25 protein-coding genes and 1 pseudogene are annotated in these 21,629 nt (G+C 67.2%); 20 read left to right on the top strand and 6 right to left on the bottom strand.

What is annotated here, in order from left to right; translation table 11 throughout:
* The gene (locus HNO88_RS22830) at positions 1-1,209 is read right to left on the bottom strand and encodes a glycosyltransferase (RefSeq protein ID WP_184243376.1); all 1,209 of its coding nucleotides are present in this window, start codon (positions 1,207-1,209) and stop codon (positions 1-3) included.
* A gap of 272 nt (positions 1,210-1,481) precedes the next feature.
* On the opposite strand from HNO88_RS22830, the gene HNO88_RS06740 reads away from it, so the two are divergent.
* Both HNO88_RS06740 and HNO88_RS06735 read left to right on the top strand, forming a co-directional pair.
* Positions 1,482-1,841: a hypothetical protein gene (locus HNO88_RS06740; protein ID WP_184243374.1), complete on the top strand. Its 360-nt coding sequence runs from the start codon at positions 1,482-1,484 to the stop codon at positions 1,839-1,841.
* Between the two features lie 290 nt (positions 1,842-2,131).
* Positions 2,132-2,563 (top strand): MAPEG family protein, encoded by a 432-nt coding sequence (locus HNO88_RS06735; protein ID WP_184243372.1) that lies wholly within the window; start codon positions 2,132-2,134, stop codon positions 2,561-2,563.
* Positions 2,564-2,611: 48 nt separating this feature from the next.
* On the opposite strand, the gene spt is transcribed toward HNO88_RS06735, so the two are convergent.
* The 3 genes from spt to HNO88_RS06720 form a co-directional block, all read right to left on the bottom strand.
* Positions 2,612-3,862: a serine palmitoyltransferase gene (gene spt / locus HNO88_RS06730; protein WP_184243370.1), complete on the bottom strand. Its 1,251-nt coding sequence runs from the start codon at positions 3,860-3,862 to the stop codon at positions 2,612-2,614.
* Positions 3,863-3,869: 7 nt separating this feature from the next.
* Positions 3,870-4,109: an acyl carrier protein gene (locus HNO88_RS06725; RefSeq protein WP_184243368.1), complete on the bottom strand. Its 240-nt coding sequence runs from the start codon at positions 4,107-4,109 to the stop codon at positions 3,870-3,872.
* A gap of 281 nt (positions 4,110-4,390) precedes the next feature.
* On the bottom strand, positions 4,391-4,753 hold the full coding sequence (locus HNO88_RS06720) for a response regulator (protein ID WP_184243366.1): 363 nt from the start codon (positions 4,751-4,753) through the stop codon (positions 4,391-4,393).
* On the opposite strand from HNO88_RS06720, the gene HNO88_RS22655 reads away from it, so the two are divergent.
* From HNO88_RS22655 to HNO88_RS06695, 5 genes are read left to right on the top strand one after another with little or no spacing between them, the layout of a single operon-like run.
* Positions 4,740-5,087: a DUF3572 domain-containing protein gene (locus HNO88_RS22655; protein ID WP_184243364.1), complete on the top strand. Its 348-nt coding sequence runs from the start codon at positions 4,740-4,742 to the stop codon at positions 5,085-5,087. The two genes, HNO88_RS06720 and HNO88_RS22655, sit on opposite strands and share 14 nt — an antisense overlap.
* Positions 5,084-5,737 (top strand): HAD family hydrolase, encoded by a 654-nt coding sequence (locus HNO88_RS06710; protein WP_184243362.1) that lies wholly within the window; start codon positions 5,084-5,086, stop codon positions 5,735-5,737. Before HNO88_RS22655 ends, HNO88_RS06710 begins: the two co-directional genes overlap by 4 nt.
* Entirely contained in the window at positions 5,734-6,198 is a 465-nt protein-coding gene (locus HNO88_RS06705; RefSeq protein ID WP_184243360.1) for a RidA family protein, read from the top strand. Before HNO88_RS06710 ends, HNO88_RS06705 begins: the two co-directional genes overlap by 4 nt.
* Positions 6,176-6,964 (top strand): glycerophosphodiester phosphodiesterase family protein, encoded by a 789-nt coding sequence (locus HNO88_RS06700; protein WP_246381242.1) that lies wholly within the window; start codon positions 6,176-6,178, stop codon positions 6,962-6,964. Before HNO88_RS06705 ends, HNO88_RS06700 begins: the two co-directional genes overlap by 23 nt.
* Complete coding sequence (locus tag HNO88_RS06695) at positions 6,961-8,097, top strand: GNAT family N-acetyltransferase (RefSeq protein WP_184243356.1); 1,137 nt, start codon at positions 6,961-6,963, stop codon at positions 8,095-8,097. Before HNO88_RS06700 ends, HNO88_RS06695 begins: the two co-directional genes overlap by 4 nt.
* 176 nt (positions 8,098-8,273) lie before the next feature.
* Here HNO88_RS06695 and HNO88_RS06690 read toward each other — a convergent pair whose 3' ends face one another.
* Complete coding sequence (locus tag HNO88_RS06690; protein ID WP_184243354.1) at positions 8,274-8,615, bottom strand: SEL1-like repeat protein; 342 nt, start codon at positions 8,613-8,615, stop codon at positions 8,274-8,276.
* 308 nt (positions 8,616-8,923) lie between these two features.
* Between HNO88_RS06690 and dksA the strand changes: the two genes are divergently transcribed.
* From dksA to HNO88_RS06640, 11 genes and pseudogenes are all read left to right on the top strand, one after another.
* Positions 8,924-9,382, top strand: a complete 459-nt coding sequence (dksA, locus tag HNO88_RS06685) for an RNA polymerase-binding protein DksA (RefSeq protein WP_184243352.1) — start codon at positions 8,924-8,926, stop codon at positions 9,380-9,382.
* 128 nt (positions 9,383-9,510) lie between these two features.
* The gene (locus HNO88_RS06680) at positions 9,511-9,867 is read left to right on the top strand and encodes a PilZ domain-containing protein (RefSeq protein WP_184243350.1); all 357 of its coding nucleotides are present in this window, start codon (positions 9,511-9,513) and stop codon (positions 9,865-9,867) included.
* Between the two features lie 60 nt (positions 9,868-9,927).
* The gene (locus tag HNO88_RS06675) at positions 9,928-11,448 is read left to right on the top strand and encodes an ABC transporter substrate-binding protein (RefSeq protein ID WP_184243348.1); all 1,521 of its coding nucleotides are present in this window, start codon (positions 9,928-9,930) and stop codon (positions 11,446-11,448) included.
* 60 nt (positions 11,449-11,508) lie between these two features.
* The gene (locus HNO88_RS06670) at positions 11,509-11,892 is read left to right on the top strand and encodes a DUF4112 domain-containing protein (RefSeq protein WP_184243561.1); all 384 of its coding nucleotides are present in this window, start codon (positions 11,509-11,511) and stop codon (positions 11,890-11,892) included.
* Between the two features lie 41 nt (positions 11,893-11,933).
* Positions 11,934-12,140 (top strand): hypothetical protein, encoded by a 207-nt coding sequence (locus HNO88_RS06665; protein ID WP_184243346.1) that lies wholly within the window; start codon positions 11,934-11,936, stop codon positions 12,138-12,140.
* A 37-nt stretch (positions 12,141-12,177) separates the two neighbouring features.
* On the top strand, positions 12,178-13,197 hold the full coding sequence (locus HNO88_RS06660; protein WP_184243345.1) for an adenosine deaminase: 1,020 nt from the start codon (positions 12,178-12,180) through the stop codon (positions 13,195-13,197).
* Positions 13,198-13,217: 20 nt separating this feature from the next.
* Positions 13,218-13,379 (top strand): annotated as a pseudogene (locus HNO88_RS22960) (hypothetical protein); the annotation flags it as partial.
* Positions 13,380-13,435: 56 nt separating this feature from the next.
* Positions 13,436-13,612 carry a VOC family protein gene (locus HNO88_RS22955; RefSeq protein ID WP_221419871.1) on the top strand — a complete coding sequence of 59 codons (177 nt, stop codon included), beginning with the start codon at positions 13,436-13,438 and terminating at the stop codon, positions 13,610-13,612.
* Positions 13,613-13,745: 133 nt separating this feature from the next.
* Positions 13,746-14,495 carry an electron transfer flavoprotein subunit beta/FixA family protein gene (locus HNO88_RS06650; protein WP_184243344.1) on the top strand — a complete coding sequence of 250 codons (750 nt, stop codon included), beginning with the start codon at positions 13,746-13,748 and terminating at the stop codon, positions 14,493-14,495.
* A 106-nt stretch (positions 14,496-14,601) separates the two neighbouring features.
* Positions 14,602-15,531 (top strand): electron transfer flavoprotein subunit alpha/FixB family protein, encoded by a 930-nt coding sequence (locus HNO88_RS06645; protein WP_184243343.1) that lies wholly within the window; start codon positions 14,602-14,604, stop codon positions 15,529-15,531.
* Positions 15,532-15,570: 39 nt separating this feature from the next.
* Positions 15,571-16,512: an energy transducer TonB gene (locus HNO88_RS06640; protein ID WP_184243342.1), complete on the top strand. Its 942-nt coding sequence runs from the start codon at positions 15,571-15,573 to the stop codon at positions 16,510-16,512.
* Between the two features lie 10 nt (positions 16,513-16,522).
* Here HNO88_RS06640 and HNO88_RS06635 read toward each other — a convergent pair whose 3' ends face one another.
* A complete protein-coding gene (locus HNO88_RS06635; protein ID WP_184243341.1) occupies positions 16,523-18,244 on the bottom strand; it encodes a M28 family metallopeptidase in 1,722 nt (573 codons plus the stop codon).
* A 161-nt stretch (positions 18,245-18,405) separates the two neighbouring features.
* On the opposite strand from HNO88_RS06635, the gene glnE reads away from it, so the two are divergent.
* Positions 18,406-21,147 (top strand): bifunctional [glutamate--ammonia ligase]-adenylyl-L-tyrosine phosphorylase/[glutamate--ammonia-ligase] adenylyltransferase, encoded by a 2,742-nt coding sequence (gene glnE / locus HNO88_RS06630; RefSeq protein ID WP_184243340.1) that lies wholly within the window; start codon positions 18,406-18,408, stop codon positions 21,145-21,147.
* Positions 21,144-21,614: a peroxiredoxin gene (locus HNO88_RS06625; protein ID WP_184243339.1), complete on the top strand. Its 471-nt coding sequence runs from the start codon at positions 21,144-21,146 to the stop codon at positions 21,612-21,614. The genes glnE and HNO88_RS06625 overlap by 4 nt, the downstream gene beginning before the upstream one ends.
* Positions 21,615-21,629 lie beyond the last annotated feature (15 nt).

The raw sequence follows: 21,629 nt of genomic DNA, 5'->3' as shown, positions 1-21,629 counted from the left end.
TCAGGCACGCTTCATCAGCTGCGCACGATGGGCGTAGACGATGTCCTCGTTGTAGAGCGTCCCGCTTGCCGCCGCCTGGCCGATCAGCTCGGCAAGCGCCGCGCGATCGTGGTGCAGGCGCGCGACCAGACCGGACAAGGCCGAAACGTCATTCTGCGCCGCGAAGAGGCCGCCGCCCTGCCGTGCGATAAGATCGCGGGGGTAGGCGCTGTCGTAGCCGACGATCGGGCAGCCGCAGACCAGCGCCTCGATCAGGCAACGCGCCGATTCCGGCGTCTTGTGGCAGAACAGCAGGAGATCGGCATCGCGCAGCCGGCCCAGCAGCACGTCTCGGCGGTTCTCGAAGCCGGGCAGGTCGATCAGTGCGCCAAGGCCCAGTGCGTCGACGCGCTGTCGGATCGCCGGAAGGTCGGGCCCATCGCCGATCCAGGTCGCGCGGAATGGCACGCCCTGCCCGTGCAGGCGTGCCAGCGTGTCCACCCAGTCGAACGGTCCCTTCATCGCCGCGGCCCGGCCGAGATAGACGATCTCCAGCGGCGCTCCGCTGCGGGCGCGCGCCTGCTTGGCCTCCACCTTGGCGGGAGCGATCTGCTCATGAGCCTGGGTGTGAATGTCGTACGTGCAGTGCGGCTCGGGCGCGAAGCGGGCGTAGGCTGCGAAGGTGTCGCCGCCCTGCAGCAGCGCGACAGTGCTATGGCGCAGCGCATGGCGGACACCCAGCTGCCCGATCGGCACGATCGCCTCCACCATCGCCCGCCGGCGCCAGCCATGCGCCAGTTGGCGCAGGATCGGCGCCTCGACGCGGTCGATCCAGGCCGAGTAGCGGCGCTTCTGCCGGATCGCCTCGAGCGCGGCGACGAAGGGCCAGTCGCCGATGACCAGCCCCAGCGTGAAGCACAAGTGCCGATGCGCGGCGATCGCGTCGCACAGTTCGCGACGCACCCCCGCGTAGGCTCGCGCCATGGCAGCGGCACCATAGCCGTTGGGCAAGGCGCGGATCGTCGCGCGACGGCCCATCAGACCGCCGTCCGTATCGACCCAGGCGGACGAGCTCGAACCCTGGGTGAGAATGCCGTAGAAGGTGACGTGATCGAAGTGGCGGCACCATTGCTCGATGCCGGCAGCGGTCTGGTCATCGATCTGCAGGCCTCTGGGCCCCTGCCGCACGTGCACGTGCGTGACCAGCAGCAGCGATGCCTGTTCCTGCACCTGTAACCCAGCCCTTTCCCGCCAAACCTCGAAAAGGGCGTGTCGCAGCTTCGATCCTGGCGCGCCAGCGCGAATCGGCGCGGCGCCGGAGCTTGCTTGGCTGGCGTTCAGGTTGGCACGCTAGGATAAGACCCTACATAGACGTTCGTCGCCGTGAAGCTTCGGCTCGTCGAGTCCTTGTGGGACTCACCTGCGAACCTGCAACCGGCAGGCCGCACGCGGCATTCACCGGACGACACGCCGAGCAAGGAAGAACCCGAATGATCAGGATCATGGTTTTAGGCGCTGCCCTCGCCCTCTCCGCTCCTGTCCTGGCGCAGAGCGCGGACGACCCGGCCGACGATGCCGCCTTCAACAACCCCAACGTCATGACCGTGCGCAACGTGACCCGCACCGAACTGGCGCATGGCCTGCAGATCTTCGACGCCGGTGGCAAGCCGGTCGGCACGGTGGAGCGCCTGTCGGGCAACGACGTGATCGTCGCCAGCGGCACGCGCGAGATCACCGTGCCGATCACCGACTTCTTCGCCTACAACCAGCACGGCAAGGACTACTTCGCGACCCGCACGCCCAAGGCGGTGCTGGAAGCGCAATCCTCGACTTCGGGCACCAAGCCGCTCGCGTTGCGGTGATGGCAGGGGGCGGATCGTGCCATCTACGGTCATCCGCCGCTTGGACTACGATACCGATAGCCGCGCGGCTGAAGTGACCTTCGTGACGAGCCGCCGCTATCGCTAGCTGAACGTTCCGCCCGATGGCCCAGGCGTTCGAAACGGCCCAGTCCAAGGGCACGTTTTTAACGCACGTATCCGCGAGCGCATCGCCTGCGAGGAACTGACTCGCGCTCGCGCTGGACCGCCACGCGCTTGCTCGCAGGCTAGATGGCAGGCATGCTCCTCGCAAATCGTTGAGGGGGATAAAGATGCCGGATACCAATCAGACGCTGATCTTCCTGCCCGTGCTGGTCCTTGTCGCGTTGACGCTGGTGGCGTTCGTGCGCATGGCCGTCGGACGGACCGCAGCGGTCAAGGCGGGACACGATCCCGATTTCTATCGTGCCCACATCGGCGCGCCCGAGCCCGAGCATGCCGCTGCCGGGGTCAGGCATTGGGACAACCTGTTCGAACTGCCGACGCTGTTCTACGCCGGGTGCCTCGCCGCTTTCGTGCTGGGCGGCGTGACCGGCTGGACGCTCGCCTTCGCCTGGGGTTTCGCGATCGCGCGCGTGCTGCAGAGCGCCGTGCACATCACCTACAACAATCCGGGCCATCGTGGACTGGCGTTCGTGATCGGCGTGCTGTTCGTGTTCGCGCTGTGGATCAACGTGGCGATCAACGTGTTCGACGCGATCTGAGCCCGCGTCTGGCGCCGTCCGGGGTCGAGCCCGGAACGACGCCGGACTTCAGACGATGCCCGCCTTGGCGCCGGCGCGCTTGAACATGCCGATGATCTGCTGGACCTGTTCCGCGCTGTGCTCCGCGCAGAGCGAACAGCGCAGCAGGGTCATGTTGGCAGGTGTCGCCGGCGGACGCGCCAGGTTCACGTAGAGGCCTTCGTGCAGCAGCGCCTCCCACATCGCGGCGCCGCGCTCCAGGTCCGGCATGATCACCGCGATGATCGCGCTTTGCGGACTGTCGGTGCCGAGCTGGAAGCCGGCGTCCTTCAGCCCCGCATGCAGCGTGCGCGAGTTCTCCCACAAGTGCGCGCGCTTGTCCCCCGCATGCATCAGCTTGCGGATCGAGGTGCAGGCCGTGGCGACCACGCTGGGCGGCAGGCTGGCGGTGAACACGTAGGGGCGGCAGACCAGGCGCATGATCTCGAACTTGGGGTGGTTCGAGACGCAGAAGCCGCCCACGGTGCCGACCGACTTGGAGAAGGTGCCGATCACGAAGTCGACATCGTCCAGGCAGTCCTGATCCTCGGCCACGCCGCGGCCGTTGGGACCGATGAATCCCATCGAATGCGCCTCGTCGACCAGCACCATCGCGCCATGCTTTTTGGCGACGGCGATCATCTCCTTGAGCGGAGCGATGTCGCCCATCATCGAGTAGACGCCCTCCAGGATCACCAGCTTGCCGGCGCCTTCGGGAATGCGCTTGAGGCGCTTTTCCATGGCCTCGATGTCGTTGTGCTTGAAGGGCACCACTTCGGCGTCGCCCATCTTGCAGCCGTCCCAGATGGAGGCGTGGCTGTCGATGTCGAGGACGATGTAGTCGCCCTTGCCGGCAATGGTCGAGATAATGCCCAGGTTCGCCTGGTACCCGGTAGAGAACACCATGGCATGGTCCATGGCGTAGAAGTCGCAGAGCGCCTGCTCGACCGCGCGATGCCCGGCATAAGTGCCATTGAGCACGCGGCTGCCGGTTGTGCCCGAACCGAAGTCCGTTAGCGCCTGCTTGCCGGCCTCGATCACGTCGGGATCGAAGGTCATGCCCATGTAGTTGTAGGTGCCGAGCAAGATCGTCTCGCGCCCGTTGCAGATCGCCGTCGTGGGCGAGAGCACGCGCTCCATGACGAGGCCGAACGGATCCTCCACGCCCGAGGCGAGCAGGTTCTCGCGCATCTGGATAAGCGGATCGAACTTGCTGAACAGATCGCTTTGGCCGCCCTGGAAGGTCTCGGGCTGATCGGGCTGGCTCACGGCATCGGTCATGTCTTGCTCAGCCCTTCAGCTTCACCACGGCGTCGACGAGTTGGCCGTAGGTCTCGATCTCGGCCTGCGCGTTCATCGAGATGATGATGTCGAACTCGTCCTCGATCGCGGCGACGAAGTCCATCACCGTCAGGCTGTCGAACTCCAGGTCGTCGGTGAAGCGGGTGGCGTCGTCGATGGCCACGCCTTTCTTGTTGAAGGGTTCGATCAGGGTGTCGATGCGGGCCTTGGTGGCTTCGCGGTCCATGTGGGTACTCCAAAGGTCTGGGCGGCGGTGTGGCCGGGGAATGGGGCGCAAAAGCGGCGGAGGGGGCGGGAAGTCAAGTGGCGCAGTCTACCTGAACCCTCTCTTTCGTCATTCCCGCGAATGCGGGAATCCATCTCCTGACCTGTCCGGCGGCGCAATGGTACTGACGTGCACAACCGTGAGGTCCGCGCGCTCAGCAGTGCTCGAGTCATACGAGGATGCCGGAGATGGATTCCCGCTTTCGCGGGAATGACGAGAAGGAGTGCGCCGGAAGGGGCCGATCACACCAGAGCCCGGACCGCCTGCATGAAGGGCCCGATCGACACCGGCTTGGCCAGGTACCCCTCGGCGCCTGCATCGCGGATGCGTTCCTCGTCGCCCTTGCCGGCATAGGCGGTCACCGCCAGCACCGGGATCGCGCGCAGCACCGGGTCCTTCTTGGCCGCTTCGATCAGGTCCAGACCCGAGACGTTGGGCAGCTGGATGTCCATGATGATCAGGTTGGGCACGAACTGGCGCGCGCGTTCCAGCGCGTCGCGGCCGTCGGCCACCGGCTCCACCGCGAAGCCCTGGCTCTTGAGCACGTCGCAGAACAGCCTCCGGTTGAGGTCGTTGTCCTCGACAACGAGAATGCGCTTTGCCATTCGCTCTTGCGACCACCATCTAGTTGTTGCCGTCCTCTATGGCACCCAAGCGAGGCTGACAATTCTCAAGCAACCTGCACCGCAGTCCGACCCGCAGACCCTGGCGCTCAATGCGCTGGGCTGGATCATCGTCGACGAGGAGCGCGCCGAGCGATTCCTCTCGCTCACCGGGCTGACTCCCGACGAACTGCGCGCGTCGCTGGGCTATCCCTCGACGCTTACCGCGGTGCTCGACTATCTGTGCGGCCACGAACCGGACCTGCTCGCCGCCGCGGATGCGCTCGGCTGCCGGCCGCAGGACATGGTCGCCGCGCGTGAAAGGCTTGCCGCATGACTGGCGTGACACAGGGTCGCCCGCTGGTGATCACCGACTGCGACGAAGTGCTGCTCTACATGGTCTCGCACTTCCGCGACTGGCTGGCCGATGAAGAGGGCATCACCTTCGACATGGCCCGGCACGATTTCATCTCCGCCATGCGCCATACCGAGTCGGGCGAGCCGGTGCCGCAGGACCAGATCTGGGCGCTGCTCAACCGCTTCTTCGACGACCAGATGCACCGCCAGACACCGGTCACCGGCGCGATCGAGGCCATGCACGCGCTGCGCGAGGAAGCCGAAGTGGTGGTGCTGACCAACCTCATGGACTTCCGCCAGGAAGCGCGCACCAAGCAGCTGCTCGAGCACGGGCTGGATGTGCGGGTGTTCACCAATCAGGGACCGAAAGGCCCGGCGCTGCGCAGGATCCTCGACGAGTACCGGCCCAGCCGCGCGGTGTTCATCGACGACTTGCCGCAGCACCACGACTCGGTGGCGGAATGCGCACCGGACGTCGCGCGCCTGCACTTGTGCGCGGAGCCGCTGATCGCCCCCAACATCAGCTGCGCCTTCGTGGCGGGCCATGCGCATGCGCGGATCGACAACTGGGAGGACGCACTCCCCTGGATCTGCGCGCAACTCCACGACGAACAGAAGGAAGACGCATGAGCGAGATCGAAGCCCGCCTGGAAGCCTTGGGCCTGAGCCTGCCCGAGCCTGCGGCGCCGGTCGCGGCCTATGTGCCCGTGGTGATCGCCGGTGGCCTGGCGCATGTCTCCGGGCAGCTGCCGTTCGTGGACGGCAAGCTGGTGACCGGCCGCCTGGGCGAGGACGTGAGCCTGGAACAGGGCGTGCTCGCCGCGCAGGCTTGCGGCGTGATGATCCTGGCGCAGCTGAAGAAGGCGCTGGGCTCCCTCGACCGGGTCGAGCAGGTCGTCAAGCTCGGCGGGTTCGTCAACTCGACCGGCAGCTTTACCGACCAGCCCAAGGTGATCAACGGCGCATCCGAACTGATGGCAGCGGTGTTCGGCGACTCGGGCCAGCATGCCCGCAGCGCCGTCAGCGTACCGTCGCTGCCGCTTGGCGCAGCCGTGGAAGTCGACGCGATTGTTTCCGTTAAGCCTGCTTGATCGCTGGCGCGCGCCGCCGCCCGATCCGCGCAAGGTCGAGTGGGTCGGCGCGCAGGACTACGCGCATCGCGGGCTGCATGGACCCGGCGTGCCCGAGAACTCGCTCGCGGCGTTCGAGGCTGCCGTGAAGGCGGGCCTCGGCATCGAGCTCGACGTGCAGCGTTCGAGCGATGGCCAGGCGGTGGTGTTCCATGACGGGGAGCTCTCCCGGCTGACCGGCCAGGCCGGAGAGCTCGCGCGCTTCAGTGCCGAGCAGCTCGGCCGCGTGGCCCTTGCCGGCACGGACCAGACCATCCCCACCTTGCGCCAGGTGTTGGCGCAAGTCGCGGGGCGCGTGCCCGTGCTGATCGAGATCAAGACCCGCCGCAGCGATCGCGTCGCCGCCTTGTGCCTGGCGGTACGGCGCGTGCTCGAAGGCTATACCGGGCCGCATGCGGTGATCAGCTTCGACCCTCGGGTGTCGCGCTGGTACTTTCGCCACTCGCGCCACACCGTGCGTGCCCTCACCATCAGCGAGGGCGAGGATCGCGCCCTGCCCGGCATGATCCGTCGGCACCTGGCGCTGTGGCATGCAAGGCCAGACTTCCTCACTTACGACATCCGCGACCTGCCCAGCCGCTTCGCCGCCCGCCAGCGTGCGCGCGGGCTGCCGATCGTCACCTGGACGGTCGCGACCCGCACACATCGCGAACGCGCCGCGCACCATGCGGATGCGGACGTCGTCGAGGGCGCTGGCGTCGTACCCTACGAGGAGCCTGACGAGTGAGCGAAGGCGAAGTCATCGCCAAAGTGGCATCCGGGGTATCCAGCCTGCCCGCCGACGAGTGGGATGCGCTGACCGACGGCGCCAATCCCTTCGTCAGCCATGCGTTCCTGTCCGCGCTGGAGGATTCGCGCAGCGTCGGGGGACGCAGCGGCTGGTCGGCCTCGCCGATCGTGATCGAGGATGCCGAGGGGCGCATTGCCGGCGCCCTGCCCGCCTATCTCAAGGAGCACAGCCAGGGCGAGTACGTCTTTGACCATGCCTGGGCCGATGCCTGGCACCGCGCGGGCGGGCACTACTATCCCAAGCTGCAGATCGCCGCGCCGTTCACCCCGGCGACCGGCCCGCGCATCCTGACGCAGGACGCTCGCCTCACGCTCCCACTGCTGCGTGCCGCGGAGGCGCTGTGCGCGCAGAGCGGGCTCTCCTCGGCCCACGCCACGTTCATCGCTCCCGAACAGGTGCCGCTATTCGAGCAAGCCGGCTGGCTGCTGCGCGAGGACACCCAGTTCCATTGGGAGAATCGCGGCTACAGCACCTTCGAGGATTTCCTGGAGGCGCTGTCCTCGCGCAAGCGCAAGGACTTGCGCAAGGAGCGGGCCAAGGCGCAGGAGGGCGTCAGCATACGTGCGCTCACCGGCCCCGACCTCAAGGAGGAGCACTGGGACGCGTTCTGGGAGTTCTACCAGGACACCGGACAGCGCAAGTGGGGCAGTCCCTATCTCACCCGCAAGGCGTTCAGCTTGCTGGGTGAGCGCATGGCCGACAAGATCCTGCTGGTGCTGGCTTACGACGAAGACGAGCCGGTTGCCGGCGCGCTGAACTTCATCGGCGGGGACGCGCTATACGGGCGCTACTGGGGCGCTCTGGTCGACAAGCCGTTCCTGCACTTCGAGCTGTGCTACTACCAGGCGATCGACGCCGCGATCGCGCTCGGCCTGTCGCGGGTCGAGGCAGGTGCGCAGGGCGGGCACAAGCTGGCGCGCGGCTACGAGCCGGTGGCGACGGTCTCGGCCCACTATATCGTCCACCCAGGCTTCCGCGAGGCGGTTGCCGACTTCCTGAAACGCGAGCGCGAAGGCGCGGCGCAGGAGCGGCTGTGGCTGGGCGAGCGGACGCCGTTCAAGAAGGAATGATACCACTCCCTCTCCTCGGCCGGGGAGAGGATACGCAGGCTTGGCTGCTTGCAGCCTAGCCGGAGTTGGAGAGGGGTTTGTGCCCACTCGCCGGTCGAAGTCCCCTCTCCAAGCTGCGCTGGTCCCAGCAGGGACACGCTTCACTATCCTCTCCCCTCAAGGAGAGAGAGGGCGTGTCAAGCCGCCTTGCGCGTGGTGCTTGCCAGCCATTCGCGCGCGCGGCGCTGGGCTTCGGCGATCTCGCGGGCGGTCATCTCGTCGGCGATGTCGGCGCGGCACATGGCGGCTTCCTCGTGGCCGGCGACGGCGGCGAGGTTGAACCACTTGTGCGCCTCGATTAGATCGCAATTTACGCCGTGGCTGCCGGTCGAGAACGCGACGCCAAGGTCGTAGTAGGCGCTGACGTCGCCTTGCGCGGCCGAGGCCAGGCAAGTCGCGACGAGAGCGTCCTCGATGTCGTGGGCATTGGCGGGAGTGGCCCCCGCGATCAGGTCTTGGTTAATCCAGGCGATGCTCATGGAACGATACCCCGATCCGCGGGCGCGACCAGTCGGCCCTTCGGTCCTAGGCAGACTCTGCCTTCGCATGCTCAACAAACGGTTAACGCAACAAATTAATCTGTGGGGCAAATCGCACGCGTCCTCGCCGCCTCTAGCGGCCGCTGCCGACACGGCGCATTTTCGTACACGCCGCGCATCAGCGCTTGTGCGCGTTAACCCCCGCAATTATAGGCGCGCACAACCTGGGATGCGGGGGACCACCGGGCAAAATCCGGGGTTGCAGGGCGTCGCCGTTCCGGGATGAAAACCTTGCGGAGTTCATCGACATGGCGACGGCCCTAGCAGACGAAATCGACGTACTGGCCAAGGCGAAACGCGAGATCGGCGGCGCCTACGTGCCCTCCGACGACGAAGCCTATATGTCCGAGGCGCAGCAGGATTATTTCCGCAAGCTGCTGATGGCGTGGAAGCGGCTGATCCTCCACGCATCGGCCGGCACCTTGCAGCAGCTTCAGGACGGCCCCATCCGCGAGCCCGACCTCAACGACCGTGCCTCCAGCGAAACCGACTGGGGTATCGAGCTGCGCACGCGCGATCGTCAGCGCAAGCTGATCGCCAAGATTGATTCCGCCCTGCGCCGGATCGAGGAAGGCGAATACGGCTTCTGCGAAGTGACCGGCGAGCCGATCGGCCTGGGTCGCCTGATCGCGCGGCCCATCGCGACGATGACGGTCGAGGCGCAGGAAGCGCACGAGCGTCGCGAGAAGGTCTCTCGCGACGACTGAGCCGCCTCGCCGGTGGTGCACGGTTAAGCGTTTTTTTGCGCTTATGCGCTAGGATCAAGGCGACGGCGCTCCGATGTGGATGCGTCGCGTCGAACTCGAGACGCCCGATACGTATCGGGATGGAGCCCATGGACGGAAGCGAAAATAGGCAGATCGCGCGCGACAGCCTGTTTCTCATGGCCGAGTTGCGCGTCGAGGGCGCGGCGAGCGAGCATCGCATCAAGGTGCGCAACTTGTCCGAAGGCGGCATGATGGGCGAAGGCGACGCGCGCGTGCTGCGCGGCGACCTGGTCGAAGTGAACCTGCGGAGCATCGGCTGGGTCAAGGGCTCGGTCGCCTGGGTGCAGGAGAGCCGCTTCGGCGTGGCCTTCCTGGAGCCGATCGACCCGCGCCTGGCGCGCATCAAGCCGAGCGGCGAAGATCCCGCGCCGCGCTTCACGCGCAATCACCAGCCGACAACGCCGGGCGAGGTCCGCAAGATCTAACCGCGACGATCCGGTCGAGCCCGCCTTTGCCGGGCGGACAAAATCGACTAGGCCCAGGGCATGCTCGCCACGCGATACGTGCCTGCTCCCTTCAAGGCCCGCCGGCATCTTGCGGCATTGACGCTTCTGGGCGCCGCGCTGGCGATGCTGCCTGGCTGCGGCTCGAACGATCGCTCGCGATTCGCGCTCGCGGTCATCGCCAGTGCCGACGACACCCTGCAGGACGGCATCGATCGCCCGCTCGCCCGCCAACTCACGCGGTCGGCCGTGGCCGAGGGGCTGGTCGCGTTCGACGAGCAGGGCCGCGTCGTGCCAGCGCTGGCCGATCGCTGGATCGTCACCGATGACGGACAAAGCTACATCTTCCGGCTACGCGATGGCGAGTGGCGCGATGGCGATCCCCTGATCGCCAAGTCGGCCAAGGACGCGCTCGATGCCGCCATCCGGGCACAGCGGGGGCGACCGCTCGAACTCGATCTCGCCACCATCGACGAGATCCGCGTGATGGCCGGGCGCGTGATCGAAGTCCGGCTGTTCCGGCCGATGCCCTACTTCCTGCAGCTCATGGCCCAGCCCGAGCTCGGCCTCTTGCGCGGCAAGCAGGGCGATGGGCCCATGACGGTGGAGCGGCAAGGGGACGTGGCTCGGTTCACGCCCATCGAGCCGTCGCGCCTGGGCTTGCCCGAAGTGCCCGACTGGGACCTGCGCGTGCGCCAGCTTGAAATGACCGAGCTTCCCGCCGCACGCGCGGTGGAGCGCTTCAACGAAGGCGAGGTCGACATGGTGCTGGGCGGACGCATCCAGGATTTTCCGCTGACCAGCTCGGTCGGCATCCTGCGCGGCACGATCCAGCTCGATCCGGTGATCGGCCTGTTCGGACTCCAGGTCGCGCGTGGCTCGGGATTCCTCGGCGATCCGCGCAACCGCGAAGCGCTGGCGCTGGCGATCGACCGGCCCGGCCTTATCGCGCCATTCGGCGTCAGCGGGTGGACGCCCTCGACGCGGCTCGTCTCGCCGGGCCTCGAGGGAGACCTCCAGACCAACGGCGAGCGCTGGACCGATGAGCCGATCGAGCAGCGCCGGGCCACGGCGGCCGCACGCGTACGCGAATGGATGGACGGCGCTGATGATGGTGAGGCCCGCGCGGCCAAGGTATCCATCTGGCTGCCGGCCGGTCCAGGATCGGACGTCCTGTTCCAACGAATCGCCAGCGACTTTCGCACCATCGGCGTGTCGAGCGAACGGGCGAAGTCCTTTGCGGAAGCCGACCTCAGGCTGGTAGACGATGTCGCGCGCTTCCCCCGCGCCCGCTGGTTCCTCAATCGCCTGTCCTGCGCGGCGCGGCGCGGCCTGTGCGATCCCGAAGTCGACGCCATCGTGGCCCAGGCGGCACGGGTGGTGGATGCCTCGCAGCGCTCGGCCGTGCTGGGCGAGGCCGAGGCGCGGCTGACCCAGGCCAACCTGTTCATCCCCTTCGGCACGCCGATCCGATGGTCTCTGGTGCGCGGCAACGTCGCCGGCTTCGCGCCCAATGCCTACGCCTGGCACCCCTTGATGCCGCTCGCCTGGTTGCCCAAATAAGCAGGGCGACAGCAACGAAGGAGCAGCCGCGACTTGGTCGAGACCGGAACAGCACGGCGCATGGGCATGGACCTGCCGCTCGGCAGCGATCCCGCATCGGTGCGCCAGCGCGTCGAAGCGCTGGAGCGGGTGCTGGAACGCAGCTTCACGGTTGCAGGCAAGCCCGTCGGCCTCGATGCGATCGTCGGTCTGGTGCCGGTCGCAGGCGATGTGGTCTCGGCCGCTCTGGGCCTTTACCTCGTGTGGGAGGCGCGGAATCTGGGCATTTCGAAGTTCAAGCTGGCACGCATGCTGGCCAATGTCGGGTTCGACACGGCCGTGGGCGCAATCCCGGTGGCGGGTGACCTGTTCGACTTCATGTTCCGCTCCAACAGCCGCAACCTGAAGATGATCCGCCGTCACCTCGACAAGCATCACCCCGAAACCCGCATCATCGAACAATAGCTTTCGCGTCTCGGACGCGGCGCTATGGTGCAGGCGTGAGAATGCTGCTCGTCATCGCCGCGCTGGCGCTAAGCGGATGCCAAAAGGCGGACAACGCGCCTGGACCCGGCGGTGTGACCGTCGGGGAAGCGCGCGCGCTGGACGAGGCTGCCGAGATGATCGAGGCTCGGCGCCCTCCGCCCGACCTCGTCGCGCCTTCGTCCACGCAGTGGCCCTCTGGCCAAGCCAGCGCCACCAGCACGCCCTGATGCGGATCGACACGCTGTCAGGCCATCCGGAGCCGAAATGACCGCCGACCTTGGATCGTTCATCACCGCCCTGCCTAAGGCGGAGCTCCACCTGCATATCGAAGGCAGCCTTGAGCCCGAACTGATGTTCGCGCTGGCCGAGCGCAACGGCATCACCATCCCGTACCGCTCGGTCGAGGAGGTGCGTGCCGCCTATGCCTTTTCGAACCTGCAGGATTTCCTCGACATTTACTACGCCGGCGCGGCGGTGCTGCAGACCAGGGCCGACTTCCACGACCTCGCCACCGCCTACTTCGACCGCGCCGCTGCGGATGGCGTGATCCATGCCGAGATCATGTTCGATCCGCAGACCCACACGGAGCGTGGGGTCGCATTCGCCATCGTGATCGAGGGCCTGCTCTCCGCCATGGCCCAGGCGGAGGCGCGCCACGGGATGACCACCCGCCTGATCCTGTGCTTCCTGCGCCACCTCAGCGAAGAGGCCGCGTTCGCCACTCTGGCCGAGGCCGAGCCGTGGCTGGAGCACATCACGGCGGTGGGGCTCGATTCGTCCGAGCTGGGCCACCCGCCCGCCAAGTTCGCGCGCGTCTTCGCCGCCGCCCGTGCCAAGGGGCTGAAGATCACCGCCCATGCAGGCGAGGAAGGCCCCCCGGCCTACGTCTGGGAGGTGCTCGATATCATCGGCACCGATCGCATCGACCACGGCAACCGCGCGCTGGAGGATGCAGCGCTTGTCGAGCGACTGCGCACGGCGGACATGACGCTGACCGTGTGCCCGCTCTCCAACCTCAAGCTCTGCGTCGTCGACGACCTGGCGAACCACCCGATCGATCGCATGCTGGCGGCCGGCCTCAAGGCGACGCTGAACTCCGACGATCCCGCCTACTTTGGCGGCACCATCGCCGACAACTACCGCGCCGTCGCGCAGGCCCGCGGCCTCGATCGCGCGGCTCTCGCTACCCTCGCGCGCAACAGCTTCACGGGCTCGTTCCTCCCGCACGAGACGATCGCGTCGCACCTGGCGACACTCGACCGCTTCCTGGCGCAAGAAGCCTGAGCGTCGAGCCGACGCGTGCGATGACGACCGCACCCATTCTCCGCGTGGCCCGGCCGACCGACGACATAGAGGCCCTGCTGCCCTTCTATCGGGACGGCCTGGGGCTGGAACTCCTATATCGCTTCGCCGATCATGACGGCTTCGATGGCGTGATGCTCGGGAGCGAAGGCGCCCCCTATCATTTCGAACTCACCAGAGCGCACGGGCATGTCGCCGGGCGCGCCCCACGCACGACAACCTGCTGGTCTTCTACCTGCCGTCCGCGGAAGAATGGCAGGCAGCCGTCGATCGGATGGAAGCAGCCGGGTTTTCACCCGTCCCGGCCTTCAATGTCTATTGGGATCGGCAGGGTCGCACTTTCGAGGATCCCGATGGTTATCGGATCGTCATCCAGAACGCGGCGTGGCCGGCCTGATCGCGGTCGGGCTGGCGCACTGCCTCAAGGCAAGGGTTGACGCGAGCGGCGCGTCACGCAATGGCGTCCGCGCGTACCTGTTTAATCGCGCGACTAAACTGCAGTCGCGTCGCCGCAGAGAGGACCGAACCGCATGAAGATCCTCGTGCCCGTCAAGCGGGTGATCGACTACAACGTCAAGCCGCGGGTCAAGGCCGACGGCACCGGCGTGGACTTGTCCAACGTCAAGATGAGCATGAACCCCTTCGACGAGATCGCCGTCGAGGAGGCCATCCGCCTGAAGGAAAAGGGCGCCGCGGAAGAGATCATCGCGATCTCGGTCGGGCCGGCCAAGGCGCAGGAAACGCTGCGCACCGCGCTCGCCATGGGTGCCGACCGGGCGATCCTGGTCGAAACCGATGCCGAGGTCGAGCCGCTCGCCGTCGCCAAGATCCTCAAGGCCGTGGTCGCCGAGGAGAACCCCGGCCTGGTCATCCTGGGCAAGCAGGCGATCGACGACGATTCGAACCAGACCGGCCAGATGCTCGCCGCGCTGCTCGGCCGCCCTCAGGGCACCTTCGCCAGCAAGGTCGAGATCGAGGGCGACTCGGTGTCGGTCACGCGCGAGGTCGACGGCGGCCTGGAGACGGTGAAGCTCACCCTCCCCGCCATCGTCACCACCGACTTGCGCCTGAACGAGCCGCGCTACGCTTCGCTGCCCAACATCATGAAGGCGAAGAAGAAGCCACTCGATACGAAGAGCGCCGCCGACTACGGCGTCGACATCGCCCCGCGCCTCAAGACGCTGACGGTCAAGGAACCGCCCGTCCGCAGCGCCGGCATCAAGGTGCCCGACGTCGACACGCTGGTGAACAAGCTCAAGGACATGGGCGTCGCCAACTAAGGCGGTTCACCTAATCAGTGATCCAACCCCCGTTCGTGTCGAGCCCTCTCGCAATTTCCGGGTCGAGACACGCAGGCCGAACGGCAGGGGCTGAAAGGACAAGACAATGAAGACGCTAGTCTGGGTCGAACACGACAACGCTTCCGTCAAGGACGCCACTCTCGCGGCCGTTACCGCCGCTGCCAAGCTGGGCGACGTCGACCTTTTGGTCGCCGGCCAGGGCGCGCAAGGCGCCGCCGATGCCGCCGCGCAGATCGTGGGCGTCGGCAAGGTGCTGCTCGCGGACGATGCCGCTTACGGGCATGCGCTGGCCGAGAACGTCGCGCCGCTGATCGTCGGCCTGGCAGAGGGCTATGACGCGGTGCTGTTCCCCGCCACCACCACCGGCAAGAACGTCGCCCCGCGCGTCGCCGCGCTGCTGGATGTCGCGCAGATTTCGGACATCCTCTCGGTCGAGGGTCCCAAGACCTTCACCCGCCCGATCTATGCCGGCAATGCCATCGCCACGGTCGAGAGCTCGGACGCCAAGCTCGTCATCACCGTGCGCGGCACCGCGTTCGAGAAGGCGGCGACCAGCGGCGGCTCGGGCAGCGTCGAGGCCGTCTCCGCCACCGGTGACGCCGGCCTGTCCAGCTTCGTGGGCGCGGAGCTCGCGAAGAACGAGCGCCCGGAACTGACCAGCGCCAAGATCATCGTCTCGGGCGGCCGCGCCCTCAAGGATGCGGACACCTTCCAGAAGACGATCTTCCCGCTGGCCGACAAGCTCCACGCCGCCGTCGGTGCCAGCCGCGCCGCGGTCGATGCTGGTTTCGTGCCCAACGATTACCAGGTCGGCCAGACGGGCAAGATCGTCGCTCCGGAAATCTACATCGCGGTCGGCATCTCGGGCGCGATCCAGCACCTTGCCGGCATGAAGGATTCCAAGACCATCATCGCCATCAACAAGGACGAGGACGCCCCGATCTTCCAGGTCGCCGACATCGGCCTGGTCGGCGACCTGTTCACGCTGGTGCCGGAGCTGACGAGCAAGCTCTGAGCTTAGCGGCTAACACGAAAACGAAGAACCCGCTCAGCGATGGCCGGGTTTTTTCGTGGCACGTTCTGCGATACGCTGCCGACGCATAGGCTTGCGGGGGCAGCTACGATGGTAAAGTCAGGAACGTGTCGGCGGCTCATTGTCATCGCCGCGATGGGATCGAGTCTGTGGTCGACCATCGTGCTTGCCAAGGTCGTGAACCTCACCCCTTTCACGCCCTGGAACGTGGACTACGGGGAAAAGATCTGCACGTTGCGCCGAGGGTTTGGCTTCAAGGAAAAGCCGAGCGTGCTGATCATGGATCGCTTCGGTCCGACCGACAATTTTCAGCTCACCGTGGTCAGCGACGAGTTCAAGTCGTTCGAACAGGGCGAGGCTCTCTTCTTGCAATTCGGAGAGCAGAAGCCTCGCCGGATCGAAACGGTGGTGCCCGGCAAGGCCGGCACGAAGACGGCAACCTTGTTCTTCGCGAACAAGTCCCTGGCCGAAAAAATCGGTGATGGAGAGGATGAGTGGCGCCCAACCGTCACGCCCGCCACCGAAGCGGCGGTGAAGAGCATAACGATCTCCTACTATGGCAAACAGCGCGTCTTCGCGACCGGACCGCTCGACAAACCTTTCGCCGCTCTTCGCGCCTGCACCGACAATCTCGTGACCACCTGGGGTCTCGATGCCAAGCAGCAGGCTTCGCTATCCCGCTACGCGAGACCGCTCTCCAGCCCTGGTCGCTGGCTCAACCCGTCCGATTACCCGGCGGCGATGCTCAACCAAGGCAAGCAGGCACTCGTGAATTTCCGCCTGTCGGTTGATGCGCAGGGCATGCCCTCGGCCTGCGAAGTGCAAAGCTCGTACAACGACAAGAAATTCGACGAGGTCACCTGCGCGGTGCTGATGAAGCGCGCGCGCTTCTCACCCGCATTGGACGCCAAAGGTGCTGCGGTCGCCTCGTTTTACCTCAATACCGTCCGCTGGATCATGTAGCGGGTGCGCTTCAACACCCACTCTCGCCCTTGCAGCTCTTGTCCCGCACGGCCCGGAACTCGTCCCCTTCGCGCCAGTTCGGCCAGCTCGTACCATCCGCCAGCTGGCGGCCCAGGCTGTAGAACAGTTCCACGTCCTGGCTAATGCCGGACCAGTCCCAGCTCTCCGAGTACTCGTCGCTGGGCTGGTGGTAGCGGTTGGCGGTGTAGTCGTCGTTGGCGGCCTTGCCGGCTGCCTTGCCGCCGTTCACCAGGTCGATCCCGCGATCGATGGCGAACATCGGCACGCCGCGCTTGGCCATGCTGAAGTGGTCGGAGCGGTAGTAGCCGCCCTTCTCGGGGTCGTTCTCCGGCGCCTCGACCAGCCCGCGCGTCTTGAGCGCACTGCGGAACATGTCGGTGAGGTCGGACTTGTCGCCGCCGGTCATCGCATAGTCGCGCACCCGTCCGCCGGGCGCGAGCGCGTCCATGTTCACGCCGCCGACGGTCTGGCTGAGCGGAAAGATCGGGTTCTGCGCATAGTACTCGGAGCCGAGCAGACCCGACTCCTCCAGCGTGACGGCAAGGAACACCTGACTGCGTGCGGCAGCGCCAGCCTCGACGTTGGCCTTGGCAATCGCGGTCAGCGCGGCGACGCCATCGGCATTGTCGACCGCGCCGTTGCAGATATCGTCGCCGGTCTTGTCCGGCGTGCAGCGGCCAAGGTGGTCCCAATGAGCCGAGTACAGCACGTACTCCTCGGGCCTGGTCTTGCCCGGCAGCACGCCGACCACGTTGTGCGAGGTCGACTTGCGGATCGCGTTGTCGAACGAGACGCTGGCGTTCAGGCCGAGCGGCACCGGCCTGAAGCCCTTGGTCTGCGCAGCCTTGGTCAGCGTCGCCAGGTTCTTGCCGGCGGCGGCCAGGATCTGCTCCGCCACGTCCTTCTGCACCCAGCCGTTCATCTTCGTCTGGTCCATCGCGTCGTTCGGAGTCTGGACGTAGTACTGCGCACCGGTCCAGCTGGAGTTGACGACGTTCCAGCCATAGGCGGCCGGGAAGGTGTCGTGGACGATGATCGCGCCGGTCGCGCCCTGGCGGGCGGCTTCCTCGAACTTGTAGGTCCAGCGACCGTAGTAGGTCATCCGCCGGCCCTTGAAGAGGCCCTGCTCGCCGGTGGCGGCGTAGTCCGGATCGTTGACCAGGATGACGGCGGTCTTGCCCTTCATGTCGATGCCGGCGTAGTCGTTCCAGCCCAGTTCCGGCGCGACGATGCCGTACCCGACGAAGACCAGCGGGCTATCCTTCACCGCGGTCCTGGGCGTCACGCGATAGCTGGCGCCGACCCACTGATCGCCGAAGCTGAAACTGAGCGGCGTCTTGCCGCCGGTCACCGTCAGCGGGCTCTGGTTCTTGCCCTCGATTTCGACGGTGGGCACTTCCTGCAGCCATTGGCCCTTGTTGCCCGGCTGGAGGCCTGCTGCCTTGAACTGGCTGACGATGTAGTCGAGCACCCTGGGCTCGGTCGCGGCGCTGGGGGCGCGGCCTTCGAAGTCGTCTGCCGAGAGGCGCCGGGTGATCTGCTTCATGAGGTCGACCGAGATCGCCGGCGCTTGCGAACCCGTGAGGCCCTCTGCCGGCGGTGCCAGCGCGGTGCCGGGCTTGAAGACCGGCTTGGCAGAAACCGGCGCGGCGAGCGCCAGCACGGCCAGGAGGGAAGGCAGCGGCTTCTTCGCGGGATAGAAGGTGATCATGAGGCGGGTGGTGCCAGAGGCGGTGCCTGCGCACAAGCGGGGGTGCCGGGGAAGAAGACGGGAAAGATGGTTCGCGCGGAGGAGACAAGGAAGTGCTGGCGGCAGGATCCTCAGCCTACCCGCCCTTGCTACGGCCTGGCCAAACCCCCAAAGCAAACACCATGACCGAGGCCTGCCAACCGGACTGGACCGGCGCGATCGCGCGCGCCCATGCCCATGCACCTTACTTGTCCCGCGGGCTCGACCGGCTGCCCGAACTCGCCGACCTTCTCGCGCAAGGGCGCGGCGACGAAGCGATGGCCTGGGCGCGCCGCGCGGGCGATGGTTTGGCGGACACCGGTGTGGCGCTCAGGCGCGAAAAGCAGGCGCTCGCACTGGCGCTGGCGATCGGCGACCTTGCCGGCGCCTTCCCGCTGCTGCAGGTCACGGGAGAGCTGTCGGACTTCGCCGACCGCGCGCTCGATGCCGCGATCGTCGCGGGCATCCGCCGCCGTGCGCCGGACTTCGATCCCGCCACGCAAAGCCCCGGCTTCCTGGCGCTGACGCTGGGCAAGCACGGCGCGCGCGAGCTGAACTACAGCTCGGACATCGACCCGATTCTGCTCTACGACCCCGCACTGCTGCCCCGGCGCGAGCGCGACGAGCCCGGCGAGGCGGCGCAGCGCGTGGCCCGCAGCGTGGTCGAGATCCTGTCCAACGTCACCGGCGAGGGCTACGTCTTCCGCGTCGACTTGCGCCTGCGCCCCGCCTCCGAAGTCAGCCCTCTGGCGATCTCGGTCGACGCGGCGCTGACCCACTACGAAACTTCGGCGCTCGCCTGGGAGCGCGCGGCGTTCATCCGGGCTCGCGCCTGCGCCGGCGACCTGGAGGCAGGACGCCAGTTCCTCACCGCCATTCGCCCTTTCGTGTGGCGCCGCAGCCTCGATTTCGGCGCCATCGAAGAGATCGGCCGCCTCACCGCGCAGATCCGCGCGAGCACGCTCGGCAGGACGACGGGGGGCAACGCCGAGGCAGGCCCCGGCTTCGACCTCAAGAAGGGCCGGGGCGGCATTCGCGAGATCGAGTTCTACGCGCAGGTCCACCAGCTGATCCACGGCGGCCGCAATCCCGCTTTACGCCTGCGCGGCACCCGCGAAACGCTCGACGCCCTTGCCGCGGCAGGGCTGATCGGCACGGACGAAGCGCGCCTGCTGGGCGAAAGCTACGATCGCCTGCGCGTGATCGAGCACCGCCTGCAGATGGTGCAGGACCAGCAGACCCACGCCCTCCCGGCAACGCCCGAAGCGCTGGACAACGTTGCCCGGCTGGATGGCCTGCCAGGCGGCGAGGCGCTGGTCGAAGAAGTGGCGGCGATCACCGCCCGGGTGGGCGATCTCTACGACAGCCTGATCCAGGCGCATCCCTCCGGCTCGCGCACGCAGGCAGCGCCGACCGAGGCGCTGCCCGACATGCTCGAGCGCCTGGGCTATGCCGATCCCGTCGCGACAGCCGAGCGCATCGAGAGCTGGACCGGCGGCCGCATGCGCGCCCTGCGCTCCGATGCCGCCCGCGCGGCGTTCGATGCGATCCGCGCCGACTTGCTCGCCGCGCTCGCCACCTCGCCCGAGCCCGAAAGCGCGCTTGCCCGGTGGGAGCGTTTGCTGGAGAATCTGCCGAGCGCGATCAACCTGTTCCGATTGCTGGAAGCACGCCCCGGCCTCACCGTCCGGTTGGCGCGGATCCTCGGCCTTGCCCCGCCGCTCGCCGATGCGCTGGCCCGCCGCGCGGACTTGCTCGACCCGCTGATCGACGCCAGCGCGCTGGATCTGCCCGGCGACGTCGCGGCGCTGATCGAGGCGTTCTCCCGCTTCGAGGCGGGCGACGATTACCAGCGCATCCTCGCTTCGGTGCGGCGGCGCGTGGGCGAGTGGCGTTTCGCGCTGGGCGTGCAGCTGATCGAGGGGACGCGCGATCCGATCGCCATCGGCGCCGCCCTCTCGCGCATCGCCGAGGCCGCGTGCCACGTGCTGACCGAGGCTGCCGTCGCCGATTTTCGCCGTACCCATGGCGTGGTCCCCGAAAGCGAGTTCCTGATCCTGGCGCTCGGCCGCTTCGGCGGTGGCGTGCTGACCCATGCCTCGGACCTCGACGTCGTGTTCCTGTTCACTGGCGACTTCGCGCGCGAATCGGACGGGCGGCGGCCGATCGGGGCGACGCTTTACTACAATCGCCTCTGCCAGCGGGTGATCGCCGCGCTCTCCGCGCCGACCGCCGAGGGAGCGCTGTTCGAGGTCGACACCCGGCTCCGGCCCTCGGGCGCGCAGGGTCCGCCGGCGGCCAGCATCGACAGCTTCGAGCGTTACCAGCGCGAGCAGGCCTGGACCTGGGAGCACATGGCTCTGGTGCGGGCGCGGTCCGTCTATGGCTCTCCGGCCGCGCGCGAGGAGCTGGACGCTGCGGTGCACGCGGTGCTGACGATCCCGCGGGAGGCCGAGCAGCTGCGCCGCGACGTGCTGAAGATGCGCGCGACGATGGCTAACCACAAGCCGCCGCGCGGGCCGCTCGACATCAAGCTGGCGCGCGGCGGCCTCGTCGACCTGGAGTTCACCGTCCACTTCCTGCAGCTGCGCGACGGCATCGGACTGGACCCCGACATGGGCCGCGCCGTGGCCGCACTGGTCGAGGCCGGCCTCGTGCCGGTGGATCTGGCGACGGCGCAAGCGACGCTCACCGGGTTCCTGGTCGCCGCGCGGCTGCTCGCGCCCGATTCGCAGGTTCCGCCAGAAGCGGCGCGTGAAGCTCTTGCGCGCAGCTGCGGTTGCGACGATTGGGAGCAGGTCATGGCCGGGCTGACGCAGGCCCGTGCCACCGTCGGCACGGCCTGGCGCGGCGCGTTCGGCGAGGAACTGGAGATCGCATCATGAGCAAGCCTGCCGTCGGTGACGCCTTCCCCGACATCGCTCTGGAGACGCCGGACGGCGCCACCATCAAGCCGTCGGACTTTGCCGGCAAGCCGCTGGTGGTGTTCTTCTACCCCAAGGACGACACCCCCGGCTGCACCACCGAGGCGATCGACTTCACGACGCTGAAGCCGGAATTCGACGCTGCGGGCGTCGCGCTGCTGGGCGTCAGCAAGGACCCGCCGGCCAAGCACGCCAAGTTCATCGCCAAGCACTCGCTCACGGTACCGCTCGCCAGCGACGCGGCCGAGGACGGGCTTTCGGACGCGCTCGGCGTCTGGGCCGAGAAGCAGAACTATGGCCGCACCTACATGGGCATGGTCCGCACGACCTACCTCGTCGATGCCGCGGGCAGGATCGCCAAGGTGTGGGACAAAGTGAAGGTGAAGGGTCATGCGCAAGCGGTGCTGGAAGCAGCACGCGCGCTTTGACTCTCCTTAATGTAG

Origin of the sequence: Novosphingobium chloroacetimidivorans (assembly GCF_014204535.1) — a bacterium.
GTDB lineage: Bacteria > Pseudomonadota > Alphaproteobacteria > Sphingomonadales > Sphingomonadaceae > Novosphingobium > Novosphingobium chloroacetimidivorans.
Note: the sequence above shows the minus strand (reverse complement) of the source record. Positions and strands in the feature narration are given on the sequence as shown.